This is a genomic window from Aureliella helgolandensis (assembly GCF_007752135.1).
GTDB lineage: Bacteria > Planctomycetota > Planctomycetia > Pirellulales > Pirellulaceae > Aureliella > Aureliella helgolandensis.
Map to the genome: position 1 here is coordinate 5,294,418 of NZ_CP036298.1, position 13,208 is coordinate 5,307,625.

A 13,208-nucleotide genomic window follows, 5' to 3' on the forward strand; every position below is an offset into this window, starting at 1 on the left:
CTTAGATCTGGAAATCGTTCCACACTAACCGACTTAGGAGAGGTGAAAAACGACGTTGGTAGCCGCGCAGACTGCCCACGAAAAAACGCAGGCCTGCCCAAGCCCCAATAATACAGTTCCCAATAATTCAAACTTCGATCAATTCGAAACCTAACTTCTGACCAAGCACCAGGATTTGCGAGTCCCGCCACCACGACGCGCATCATGAATGGCTGTCGCTCCCCCACACTGCCTATTGGTAGCCACTATACTTGGCTTGTCATTAGTCGGCTTACCATTCAGCTACCATGACGTTGGTCGTGGCTCTACTAAATTCTCCCAGCCAACGCCTCTATTCCAATAGGGTGCTCTCCCATGATTCGAGAAACGTGAAATAGGATAGAAACACGATGCGTACTCGATTTTTCACGATACACCCCACAAGCCTGCTGGCTTTGCTGCTGAACGCGATATTTGCAGTGATACCGACGCTTGGGCAGGGGCTGCATGCTCCACCTCCTGGAGCCGAGCGGCCAACGAATATGCCCCTCCAATCCCCCGGGGCACTGGCCTCCCCAAGACCGCTGCTCGCGATCGAGGAACTCGGTCGAGCCCCATTGTCCAATTACGGCTCGCTGGAGTCGGTCGTGCAAGCCATGCGAGCTCATCGTCCGCTCGACTTGACGGTTCAACAATGGAGGCAGCAACATCCCCATGCCAAGTACGACCAGTGGGCACAGGCAGCGCGCCGCGTCTTAGCCAACGGATTGCATTACGATTCGGGCCCTCTCGACCTCAATGCAATTACCACCGATCGTTGGGAAACCGATGATTTCGTACGTGAAACTATCGAATTCAATACGGCTCCATGGTTTCGCGTTCCTGGATATTTTTACACGCCTAAGAATGTCCCCCTCCCGGCACCAGCTCTAGTCGTATTTCATGAATGGGGTGGTCCCATGCTGTTCGGTGCAGATCGTGTTTCAGGTGAATCATTGCATCCAGCCATCACACAACACCGGCAAAAATATACGAGCGGACGCGCGTTGGCGGACTGGTACGCAGCACAGGGCTATGCCGTCATCGTAATTGACGCCTATCACTTCGGTCGTCGTGCTCCGCGTGGGTTGCGTGGCCTGCCAGAAAGCTACGATCCTTCGCAATTAGACACCGAAACACTCAATCGCTATGACGCAATTGTTCGGCAGCAGCTGTACACCGGTGTTCGTGAACTAAATTGGGCAGGCACGACTTGGGCAGGAGTCAATTACGGAGACGATAGCCGCTGCATCGACTATTTGGTTTCGCGTCCTGAAGTTGATCCCAAGCGGATTGGATGCACCGGATTGTCAGGAGGAGGCTGGCGCACGAACATTCTGGCCGCCCTCGATCCACGTATTAAAGCCGCCGTCTCCGTCGGCTGGATGACAACGGGAGATACGCAACAAGCCTACAACCTCTCGGGGGCCGTCGGAACATTTTGCCTGCTGCCAGGTGTATGGGACCGGATAGACATTCCTGACCTAGTGTGCATGGCTGCTCCCAAAGCAGTCATGGTTGTCAGTGGAACCAACGATGACCTTTTCCCGCCGCTCGGCCAGCGCGACGCTGCGGAGCAAATTTCAGCCGCCTACGAGTGGGCCGGATCGAAAGAGCGATTTCGCAATTACGCGCCAGCCAAAACTCACTGCTACGACGCGGAGATTCAGGCACAAGCCCTCGCCTGGTTTGATCAGTATCTCAAAGCTACCAAGGCACCGAACTCCAATCCATAAACCTGCGGCTGTTAAAATAGTAACCCGCCGCGTGAGCAAGGACAAAAAAACACCCCCTCGCTTGCGAGCTCAACTCTACCGCACCTCTCGCCGCATGCCAGCGCGTTGATGCAAGAACATTTTCAATTTCACCGCAAAGGCAACATCCCCATCCTCCCTGTAGCGACGACAAATCCTCCTTGCTTACGCAGCGGGTTGCGATTGCAAAAAAGAAGTAGTGAGGAAAAACGAAAGAAGCGACCACCGGCGTACATGTTCGCTACGATCGCAAACCGCTGCATGACGGGCAACTGAAACAGTCCCTCGCAGCGTGACGGCTGTTAAAATAGTAACCCGCCGCGTCAGCAAGGATAGGTGGTCGCCACTACAGGGCGATTAGGGACGCTACCGTCACGCTAAAACTCAAGACGCGATTAAATCAACAGCCCGGTGAGCAAGGACAGAAGACACCCCCTCGCTTGCGAGCTCAACACTACCGCACCTCTCGCCGCATGCCAGCGTATTGATGCAAGAACGTTTTCAGTTTCACCGCAAAGGCAACATCACCATCCCCCTGTAGCAACAAACACTCCTCCTTGCTTACGCAGCGGGTTGCGATTGCAATAGGACGCTGATGTTTGGCGGCTATTCTCTGTTTCTTAGAGTCATACTCCAACTCAAGGTTTCCATTGCTGATGCTCGATCTTCATTCCATCGTGTCTCTCGCACAAGAGACTGTTTCCTTAGCTTGTCGGCGATTAGGGGCATGTTGCATTCTCCTGGCAACAATCTGCATCAGTACCTCCGCTCGGAGTACGCTGCGGGGTGACGAGATCTCGACCAGTGGCACTATGTCGACTATCTCCAATGCTCAAGGAGTGACCATCTTAGAGGGAATTCACCCAGTGCTATGCTACCAACGCGCAGTCACTTCCCAACGCGGGCAATGGCCTCGGGCCAATTACGTGCACCCACTCTACGATTTAGATGGTGAGTGTCTTACCGAAGATTTCCCGACCGACCATGGCCATCAGCGTGGAGTGTATTGGGCCTGGCATCAAGTATTGGTCGATGATCAACCGATGGGAGATGCTTGGACCTGCACCGATTTCCAGTGGGATGTGCGCGAGGTCAAGACCGAGACGACCTCCGATCGAGCTACGATTCAGGCGAGCGTGTTCTGGAAGTCTCCAGCCCTTCAAGATCAAGCAGGACAACTACGGCGACTGGTACAAGAGCAAACGACTATCGTTGTTCACCAGCAACATCAAGATGTTCGCTGGATCGACTTTACTATCGAGCTGTCTGCATTAGTAGAGGGTGTGAAAATCGGCGGATCGGAGGATGACAAGGGCTACGGAGGTTTCTCGGCCCGCCTCAAACTCTCCGATCAAACAGTGTTCACTGGAACGGAGGGCCCCATCGAGCCCACAATGAATGCCATCGAGGCTGGAGCTGCCATCGATACGTCCAATGCAACTGGAGGAGTGTCCATCTTCCCCCACCCTGAAAACCCAGGTTTTCCGACTCCTTGGATTTTAAGGCAAAGCCGAAGTATGCAAAATGCAGTCTACCCAGGCCGTTCGCCGGTCCAACTCTCGCAAACGGAACCACTCGTACTCCGCTACCGACTCGGGATTCATCGAGGCACCTGGGACGCTGCGAAAATCAGCGACTACCAGCAGGCCTATCAAGCCCAATGCGAGTCGCCAAATTGAAAAAGAAATAGCTGCGATCAAGCTCTCAACGCCAACCTCCGGATCCTTCCAAACATCTCGCGGTAGCTGGTGGACTTGGACGCTGTATTTTTGAGCTTCACTTGGCCTCAAAGTACGCCGCGAATACCGCGAAAGGTGCCCATAAAAGGTAGCGGGCACGGTAATCGGCCGGTCGCGATTTCCGAATTGTTGCGTCATTAGTGAACAAGCAAGCATGCCATTTCTTGCTGCTGGGCAAGCCTCTTTCGAGCCCCTCTCAAGCGATCGTTTGCAGGGGATCCCCTCGCTTCTTTTCGATAGCGCTAATTCCTGCAAAGCGATTTTTCGCTGTTGAGAAGTCTAAGTTGCCGAGAACACCGTTTTCCATACCGCCGCGTGCAAGCTCCGTCTCGCTGCAAAGACCGCGGCTAATAGGTGCAGTTCATCCACAATTACGTTGGATTACTTCTTCGCGTCCATCTGGCGGACACCGTGAAAATCGAGTTCTCCACTGTCTCCATTGATGGCGTATTCCATGGTACCGGCCAATTTCGAACCATAGGGACGCCCCTTGACCGATAGCGCTAAATCACTTCCCTCATACTGCAAATCAAGCGCATAGTGGAGATGATTCTTTTCAAGTTTAATGCCTTTGGCCTCCACCTTATCACCGTCCTGAGTCTTCACCACAATTGCAATCTGTTCACCCTTCTTGGTGACTTTCAACTCCGACTTCAGTTCCCCATCGGGAGTTTCGACGACGACGTCCCAAGTACCTAGCAGGTCAGCAGCTTCGACCGAGCGTTCCGCTTTCCAGGGAAATTCACGAGCACCTTCGTCCGATTTGAATTCGATATTCCCAGCTAAGTGATCGCCATCGATTTCGCCGCGAAACGCACCATGAATTTCACGCTCCTGCATTTCAAATTTGATTTTTAGCTGCAGTTCGTTCCCCTTGATACTTCCCTCCAAGACCTTAATTTCGCGATCATTGGCTACCAGGATGCCGGTAACCTTCCCCTTGGGATCTGCATCCAAGCTCAGAGCACTTTTGATCGTATTGCCGTTGCCGTCGAACGTCCATCGCCAAGTACCGGACGGATCAACGTTCTTTAGTTTGGTGTCCTGCGCCAACAGGCCCGTTGACGTGAAACAACAAATGCTGGACAAGATGACGAATTGTAAGAGGTTCTTCATAGATGACTCCAGGGTGTGGGGCTCTTATGTCGGTCGCCGAAACAGCAGCCGACACCAGGCAATCGTTCCCAACTTCGCTTGGCGAATCGGGGATCGATTGCGTAGGATTAAAACGGGTTAGCAGCCTTCTAGTGCTTCATCTAGATTTAAATTCTCTAGTCGGTGCAGGCCTGGAGCTGCCAGCGGTTTTCCGGGTGGACCTCTTGCACACAATCCTTGCAATGCTGTGATGCCTGGTACCGTAAGGAGCGATTGTATTAATCAAGATGCAGGTAGTTCAACAAGCAGGCTACAATGGCTTGGCCCCACGGGCTGTGCCCATTCTACATAAGGCTGCAACCCGAAACTTAAATCTAGATGAAGCACTAGTTGCCGGTCGTCATAATACACTCTTCTAGGAGGGTTCGAACCGACTTTATGTATCAATTCGGTAACACTTTGCCACCGTCAACGAACCAACAGACAGTTTGCCTGCCCCGGATTTACTAAGTGTTCGAGGTTCTGTGGGCCCTCCGTCCACAATATCGTCCCACCTTGCCGGCTTGTTGGCATAGCAACCCGCTGCATGGGCAAGGAAGGTTGGTTCCGCCATAGCGCAATCCGGGGCACAGCCTATGGCTTGGAACAAACATCGCACTTGAATCGACAGCCTGGCGAGCAAGCAAGCGTCGTTGGCGCATGCGAGTGATTGGGGACTACCTGTACGGTACAACGGAATAGCCTACTCAATCAACGAGCTATTGAGCTGCTAGTTATCATGAAGCTGGCTGTCAGTTAGATTTGGGAGTTCGCGATACTGCTACACGCCGGAGCCATGCTGGGACTCACCCATCTTGAGTTCCAGGCAGCTTGCCAAACACGGACTTTAAGTCTTTGACTTTTGTAATACGGATCGTACCTCCTTGCTCTGCCCCATCACCGGTCAATGTAATGGGGGTTCCACAGTGATAGGCTAGGTTGAACTGATGGAAATCACGGAACTCAACATCCACCCGCACAGCCGGTTGGCCCTCGACATCGACGTAAAAGATTTTGGCTTCATTCAAGTCGTCCGACATTCGCAAACGGCCTTGCACCGTAACGCTTCCCGCCTCCTCTTGCTTTACCCAACTCGCAAACGGACGCTCTTGGAAAAATTCGATAGGGCCGCCATCTAAGCCTGCCAGCGGTTCAGATGCGGTTGCATACGTATCAATATCGACCCCAAAGGCATCTAGCAGGGCCAGATGCAACTTGCCAACGGGTTGATTCTCGGAATAGCGGAGGTAACGCCCTGTCTTGAGCAGCCCACCGCCTTGGCCCGCGAGAATCATGGGAATACGCGTTACCGTATGATTATCACTATGCCCCATGCCCGAACCAAACATCACAATACTGTGATCAAGCAAGGTACCGTTGTGGTCCCTGTACGACTTGAGCTTGGTGAGCAAATAGTCAAATTTCTCCATGTGCCAAACGCTGATTTTCAGTAGGGCATCGAGATTTTGACGCGAAAAGTTGCGAAAGAAGTGCGATAGATAGTGGTGTTGTTCGGTGATTCCCAAGAAATCGAAAATCATCCGACTGTTGCTATTCCCCAGCATGTAGGTTACACACCTGGTCGAATCGGTCCACATTGCCAAGGCGATCAGGTCGAGCATTGTTTCAACCTGCTCGTTCAAGTTTCCAGCCCGCAAGGGTCGCTGTAGGTCGGAAAAGTCAATCTCGGTTTGCTTGTTCGCCTCACCGAATCTCTCCAGGCGTTTCTCCGTCTCACGAACCACTCCCAAGTACTCATCGAGTGTTTGTCGATCCTCATAGCCTGCTTTACGTTCCAAGGACCGTGCGTCTTCCCCGACGCGATCGAGTAGGCTGCTCATCTCGCGCCGCTTCTGCGAATTCCCCAACGGGCTTCGAAACAAACGATCGAAAATGAGCTGGGGATCACTCTCGCGTGGGATAGCTTGTCCAGCGGAGTCGTAGGAAATATAGCTGCAACCAATCTGATTGGTGAACAGACCTTCCGTGGTTAACTCGAGCGAACGATGGGCAGTCGCTCCTCCGATCTTTTCAGCAATCATTTGGTCGATCGACGCCGACTTCGTATTCGCATGGTGACCGCTAAGAAATCGGCGTGTCGAGTTCGCGTGAGATGCGAATCCAAAATCGCCAATGTTGTCCAAAATCAACAAGTCACGTTTGTGTTTTTCAAATGGTCTCATCAACGGTGACATGCGGAAATCATACTCAGCGCCACCATTGATATTCCAAGAAGGTGGATGGACCCCATTGGGCTTGAACAGCGACATGAATCGAACCGGTGGCTGCGGCGTCTCCCGGCCGAATGATGTGGATGTCATCAAATTCAGGAACGGCAATGGCAATGCGACACCCGCAGAACCCCTCAGAAATGTCCGTCGTTGGATAGTTAGGCTCATCTTATCTCTGACTATTGAGAGTCTAGTTGGTGGGGTTGATCGTTTCGCGAAACGGTAAGCTAAGCACTATCGCCTGAAATAGATCGCGATAGGATCCATTGCTGCGATCGAGATCCGACACAATCTGGTCAACAACCGGTTTGTCATGAATTTCCAACGCCCTACACAGCGCGTACGCCATCGTCCGCTCCACGATGTTGTGCAAGATAGCCCGCCGCTCACTCGATGCCAAAATACGCTTCAAGCCTTCCATGTCTTCAAACGGCTCTCCCGACGGGAGTCGCCCCGAAGTATCAATGCGGTCGCCAGAATCGGATACTGGCTTAACGACCTTGTTCTTCTTCGTCACGACCGATTGGCTCGGAGCCAGGTACGTCCCTGTCTGATCGTATCGCTGTAGGGCAAAACCAAGTGGATCAATTTTATCATGACATGATGCGCAAGTCGGGTTATTCCGATGCACTTCAAATCGTTGGCGAAAGGTTAACTCCTCGCCATCGCGATTCGGTGGTACGCTGCCAACATCCATGGGCGGGTCGGGAAGCTCGTCGCCCAGAATACGTTCTAAGATCCAAGTTCCTCGAAGCACTGGTCCCTGGTTCATTGCCAAAATGCCGGGCATGGTTAAGATCCCACCGCGTCCCAGGCTATGCTCAAGCTTGATTTTTTGAAGCCCAACAAATTCAACCTCAATCCCTTTCGCTTTCCGATAATCGGTCAATTGCTGGCGATCCCGACCGTAATGCTTGGCAATCAAGGGATTGATGAACGACACTTTGGAATCGATCAATTCCATGAGTGGACGATCTTCAGTGAACAAATAGTGCATGAAGTCGACGACCTGTGCTTCCCAAGTCTGTCGCAGCGGATAGTTGTCGGTCGAGTGCTCGATTTCGCCAATCGTCAACCACTGATATGCAAAGTCTTCCGCGAGATGCCGCGACTTGGGCGATGCGAGCATGCGGTCAACCTGCGCCACGAGTACTTCGTATTCACTTAATGCATTCTGTTCCGCTAGTTTTACGAGCACAGCATCTGGAAGATCTCCCCACAAAAAGTACGAGAGTCGTTCCGCCAATTCGAAATCGTCAACTGGCTGTTGTCCTGGAACTCGTACCATCCGCAGACCACGATAGAGGAACGTCGGTGACATCAATACCGCCTTGAGCTCCGCTTTCACCACGTCGACTAGCTCTTCACTTTCATCTCGGTCAAGAACTCGTCGGATGATTGCATTCAGTTCAATTGGTGGGACTGGCCGCCGCAGAGCTCGCGGAACAAAACTCCGCAGTAGCCGTTCAGCCTGCTGTTCGGTAAAGCCGGGCTCCAACGGCCCCACATAAGCTTCCAACGCAAATCGGTTTTGAGGAGCGAAGAACTCGCTCAGCCCATGATCGACCAACAACGAATATTGATCCCAAATGACCGTCGTCAACGGATTGCCATGGGTATCATTACGAAATCCACTCCGTCCAGGTGGATCATCGGGCAAAAGCTTTAACACCAGCGATTTTTGAACTTGCGTTTGTTCCGCTTCTATAATGGACACTTCCAAGTCGAAGCCGAATAGCGAGCGAAGCGTGTTCCGATATTCGGTTGCCGATAGCCTTCTGGGGCGAAACGTCCCCGGTCGTGCCTCGACCGAGTCCACAAATCGCCGCTGGTACCAATCTAAGATTCGCGACCTTTCAATGTCGGTTGGTTGCGACTCTCCCTCGGGCGGCATATCTCGGTCGGTCAATCGTTCTGCGACGCTCTCCCAAACCCGAAAAGAAGCTTCGATTTGGTCGTCAGCCTGATATGCAGCGAGGTCAACTTCGCCTTGAGCGTCCACACCACTGTGACAATCAATGCAGTACTTTGCCAGCACCGGCTGGATCTCCACCTCGAACTCATCCGCCAACACGCACTGACTCACGCCAGCAATTAGAGCACTGAAAACAAGGACGCAGTGGAGTGTGTTCACAACTGGGTGGGCAATGACGGTGTGGGGAAGAAAGTTTAATAACGCTGGAGCGGCCGCAACGAACTAAATCGGAATAACACTTACAAAACTCTTGCGCGAGCTAGTCCTCGGAAGCTTGACCGCCCGCAGACGCAGCATCACCATCTCCTCGCAACCTACTACGAATTGTCACTCATTTTAAGTCAGTCTACAAGCACGAAATCTGACTCGCCATATTTTACCACAACCTCTCGGGGAGCTCGGGCTCCTACGCCAGTAGCCCAAAGCCGTTGAGGCCGTTGCGGCAGGCCCGAAGCGGAATTCAGCTGGAAGCGTGCGCGGGGTATAGGCCCGCACAAGCCCAACGGAAGCCGAAGCATCGGCATTGCCGCGAACGAAAGCACCAAGAAGTGCCCTGCGCTTCCGCCGGGCTTGCCCCGGATCGGAGCGCACAACTGGTGGCTACCATTCGTTCAATTCCGCCCTCGAGTGCCGCAAGCCCGACAACGATTGTGCTTGAGGAGTGTTCGATCCTCGCGCTCACTTCGATTTCAAATGGCGATCAAGGAATTCAAAGGTACCTTTACCGTTGATCGTATGTGGGCCCACGAACCACTCGATCGCGCACCGATCTGCGATCCCCAATCGCGCCGCATACAGGAAACGGACTTTGGCAAACTCGTGTGCCACATTCTCATCGGTGCCAACCCCATCAAAATGCCCCCGTTCCACCATGAAGGGACGAGGAGCAATCAGCGCCGCCATTTCTGCATAGTTGAACGTGCCACCTAAATCGAACTCAAAGATCTCGTACTCCGGCGTCCATACGTAAGAGTAGTCTGCTTGTGTCGTCGAATTCTTATCGACCCATTCATTGAAATCCGCTGAGCAGATAGACAGGCAATAGTCCGGCACGAGAGGCGGAATTCGCATCGCACTTTTCCCGCCATACGACAGCCCGTAGAAGGCAATTTTCTCGCCTTCCACAAAGGGCTGGGACTTTAGCCAATTCACAATCTGCTGATGCTGCGGGACGATGATAGAAAACAGAGTCTTCTTCAGTGGGTTCGCCTTGCGTTGCAGTGTTCGAAAGCGATCTTGCCCAATGTACGGATTCTGAGGAGCAAATGTTACATACCCACGTTCTGCCAGCTTGGCCGCGAAATCGTGGTACGCGCGATGGTCTCCAGTTACGATGTCCTCGGGGCGTCCCTCCAGTCCATGTTGACAAACGACCACCGGTCTCCGCTCACCAGCTCGAAGATCCTTCGGCAAACAAAGAATTCCGCTGGTAAACACTCCTGGAAACACATCGAGTACGACTTCGTATCCAGCCCATTTCGGCTCATCATAGACTTTGCGACTTCTCGCATTAAACTCCAACAGCGGTTGCTTAAAGTGGCCGATTACTTCCTCTCGAAAGTACTCGCGGTACGGCTCCATGGAACGTTCGTAGCTTTCCAGGGATGAAGTGTCTACCGGAAACCTGCCTGGCTGCGTATCGGGTAGATGACTGCCCAGATTCAGGAATGCGCGTCGCTCTGCCTCACTCTGCTGGAGTAGCCACTGATTGTGCTGCTCCAATTCCGTAAATTGCCGCTGGTGGCGCTCGGCGGACCGATCGACTTCCGCTACCGGGGACACACTCTCTGCAACCTGAAACTCTGCCAACGGTCGTCCTGTCAGCTCGCTCCAGAACTGCGCCGTCGCTCGCGGATCGATCGATGAGCTCAAGCTCCCACCATCAGGTCGCACGTGCTGCACGCGAGCTGGAAAGGGTTGGATCAATTCCCGGAGTCGCTCGATTTCGGTGGCAACCTCCCGATCACCGGGGGCGGTTAACAATGCTGGAGCACCACCTTCTCCTGGCAGTTGTAGCTCAGGGCCACCGGTACCATCGATCGTCAGGGAGCGAGGCATGATCATCGCTCCCAGCTCGCCGTCTCCGAACGCTTCCAACAGGCCAAAAACATTGCGACTGATCGGCTGCTCCCACATGCGCTGCCGCGATCCAAAATAACCACCAATGCAGGCCGCTTCGATGCGAGTGTCTAGAGCTGCACTGTACATAGACAGGAGGCCGCCTTCACCGTATCCCACAACACCAATGGGTTTCCCCTCCCCAAGGCTGAACCAATCCACGGCCGCCAAAATCTTTTGAACTTCGTGCCCGATAATGTGTCTCCCCAGCACAAACGAACTGCGGTAGAGATACTCCCGATTGGTCATTTTCGCACGACCGTTTCGTGACTTGTACTCACGGCTAATAACTGTCGGCACGAGCACTTCGCAGCCGTTCTCTACCAATTGACGAGCATACTGAAAGGCTGGCGTCTGCCCCTCCGCAACACCAACAATCATTTCCGGTGTTTGATCCGCGTCAGGAACTGCAATGACTCGCGCTATTGCCGGTTGGTGTGGTACCAGCCACAGCCCTTCACCGTGGACGTTGCGAACCACAGGCCAACGAACTGCATAGATTTTGTAGCGATCATTCTCTTCTACGACTTGCGACGTAGCCGTATCCGCCACGAATTCGAGCTCCGTAAACGCGTGTCTAACGTCACTAGCCCCGATGATCCTCGCCAGTTGTTGGCGATTGGGAGACAACGATTGACTGTAGGCGTCGGGGGAAGTCAGGTCGCGATGGTAAAAACTTTCGCGATTCGCAACAGAATCTTCGAGACTTCGCAGCAAAAAACCGTCGATGCCATCTACCATCTGCGCAGCAATATCCCCCTTGATCCTCAACGGTTCCGTCCCCGGCAACTCGCTTAAACTAAAATCATGAGCGGGTATGGAGTTACACAGGAACGCAGGAATTAGAATGGCCAGTGCCATCCGAGTGGAAAACGTCACGGGAACGCCTGTCGAAGATGAAATCGGGAAGCTCGTTGCAACGCTTTCCCAAGCAACTGGAAACAAACTGGCAACGACGGTCTATCAATCTAACAATGTCGTTTGCTGCCCGCTTGGATTCACGACCGTAAATCCGTTATGTTATTGCTAGACACGTCGCAGAGCCATTCTGCAGATCCCGTTGAATCCCTTCCATTTTAAAACTTCCATCCTCAGACGAGATATCCCATGTGCGATCAAGATCACTTTGAAGACGATCTCAAACGGTACTCACGCCGCAATTTTGGTACGCTGGCAGCAGCCGGAGTCGGTGCCGCCCTCTTGCTGCCGACGGCGGCGAACGCTGCTGAGGTAGCTGGGCAAGATGTGCTCATCAAGACTCCAGACGGTGAATGCGATGCGTACTTCGTGGCCCCCAAAACCGGTGTTCATGCAGCTGTGCTCATTTGGCCCGATATCTTTGGCCTACGCCCTTCGTTTCGTGAAATGGCTGGCCGCTTGGCCGAATCCGGATACAGCGTATTGGTCGTGAATCCCTTCTACCGCAAACAGAAGGCGCCTACGGCAGCGGAAGGTGCCAAAACTCCAATCTCAGAGGTCAGACCACTCGCCCAAACGCTGAACGCCACCACGCATACGACCGATGCACAAGCCTTCGTCGCCTGGCTCGATACTCAGCCTCAAGTCGACAAGAACAAGAAGATGGGCACCACCGGGTACTGCATGGGCGGGCCGATCGTCCTGCGTACCGCCGCGACCGTCGCAGACCGAGTGGGCGCAGCCGTTACGTTCCACGGTGGCGGATTGGTCACAGAAAATGCAGATAGCCCCCATCTGTTGATTCCCAAAATGAAGGCCCAGTTCCTCATCGCCGTTGCTGAGAACGACGACGAGCGCGATCCGAAGGCCAAAGTTGTGCTCAAAGATGCGTTCGCAGATGCTCAACTGAAGGCCGAAATCGAAGTCTATCCGGCTGGTCACGGTTGGTGTCCGCCCGATTCAAGAGTCCACGATCCGGAGCAAGCAGCCAAGGCTTGGCAACGCATGCTGCTACTATTCGAAAAGACCTTGGCCTAGCTCCCCTAGCAGGCCTCACCGTCTGCAGCACAGCCTTGCCAATGAACCATCAGCCCAAGCCATCCACTGAAGTCATTCGTCCTTCCCCCGGACCAAGAGCAAGGCAACATCATCCCTGGTGCACCAGAACCGAAAAGAATGACCGGAAAATGGAGACAGAAATATAGCAACACAGAACAGACTGAAATGCTACTAACTTCCAGCATTCCATCTTTCCGTCTCCATCTTTCCGGTTAAACACCTGCTGGGTACAGCAAAGGCTAGTGCTCCTAGCAGAGAGCAA

7 protein-coding genes are annotated in these 13,208 nt (G+C 53.3%); 3 read left to right on the top strand and 4 right to left on the bottom strand.

Annotation, left to right across the window (positions count from 1 at the left end; translation table 11 throughout):
- The first annotated feature begins 389 nt into the window (after positions 1-389).
- Positions 390-1,754, top strand: a complete 1,365-nt coding sequence (locus Q31a_RS18455) for a dienelactone hydrolase family protein (RefSeq protein WP_145081159.1) — start codon at positions 390-392, stop codon at positions 1,752-1,754.
- Between the two features lie 830 nt (positions 1,755-2,584).
- Positions 2,585-3,451, top strand: coding sequence for a DUF6807 family protein (locus Q31a_RS18460; RefSeq protein ID WP_197355390.1), 867 nt, complete (start codon positions 2,585-2,587; stop codon positions 3,449-3,451).
- Between the two features lie 441 nt (positions 3,452-3,892).
- Here the strand turns inward: Q31a_RS18460 and Q31a_RS18465 are convergent, their stop codons facing one another.
- The 4 genes from Q31a_RS18465 to Q31a_RS18480 form a co-directional block, all read right to left on the bottom strand.
- On the bottom strand, positions 3,893-4,627 hold the full coding sequence (locus tag Q31a_RS18465) for a hypothetical protein (RefSeq protein ID WP_145081165.1): 735 nt from the start codon (positions 4,625-4,627) through the stop codon (positions 3,893-3,895).
- An 824-nt stretch (positions 4,628-5,451) separates the two neighbouring features.
- Entirely contained in the window at positions 5,452-7,044 is a 1,593-nt protein-coding gene (locus Q31a_RS18470; protein WP_145081168.1) for a DUF1552 domain-containing protein, read from the bottom strand.
- Between the two features lie 22 nt (positions 7,045-7,066).
- Positions 7,067-9,010, bottom strand: a complete 1,944-nt coding sequence (locus Q31a_RS18475; protein ID WP_145081173.1) for a DUF1592 domain-containing protein — start codon at positions 9,008-9,010, stop codon at positions 7,067-7,069.
- A 519-nt stretch (positions 9,011-9,529) separates the two neighbouring features.
- The gene (locus Q31a_RS18480; RefSeq protein ID WP_231690824.1) at positions 9,530-11,848 is read right to left on the bottom strand and encodes a dienelactone hydrolase family protein; all 2,319 of its coding nucleotides are present in this window, start codon (positions 11,846-11,848) and stop codon (positions 9,530-9,532) included.
- A 228-nt stretch (positions 11,849-12,076) separates the two neighbouring features.
- Between Q31a_RS18480 and Q31a_RS18485 the strand changes: the two genes are divergently transcribed.
- Complete coding sequence (locus Q31a_RS18485; RefSeq protein ID WP_145081177.1) at positions 12,077-12,925, top strand: dienelactone hydrolase family protein; 849 nt, start codon at positions 12,077-12,079, stop codon at positions 12,923-12,925.
- Positions 12,926-13,208: the final 283 nt, after the last annotated feature.

Excerpts from the sequence above, each read along its gene's own strand:
- Q31a_RS18455 (WP_145081159.1), top strand. The coding sequence starts at position 390 with ATGCGTACTCGATTTTTCACGATACACCCCACAAGCCTGCTGGCTTTG.
- Q31a_RS18465 (WP_145081165.1), bottom strand. The coding sequence starts at position 4,627 with ATGAAGAACCTCTTACAATTCGTCATCTTGTCCAGCATTTGTTGTTTC.
- Q31a_RS18470 (WP_145081168.1), bottom strand. The coding sequence starts at position 7,044 with ATGAGCCTAACTATCCAACGACGGACATTTCTGAGGGGTTCTGCGGGT.
- Q31a_RS18485 (WP_145081177.1), top strand. The coding sequence starts at position 12,077 with ATGTGCGATCAAGATCACTTTGAAGACGATCTCAAACGGTACTCACGC.
- Q31a_RS18460 (WP_197355390.1), top strand. The coding sequence starts at position 2,585 with ATGTCGACTATCTCCAATGCTCAAGGAGTGACCATCTTAGAGGGAATT.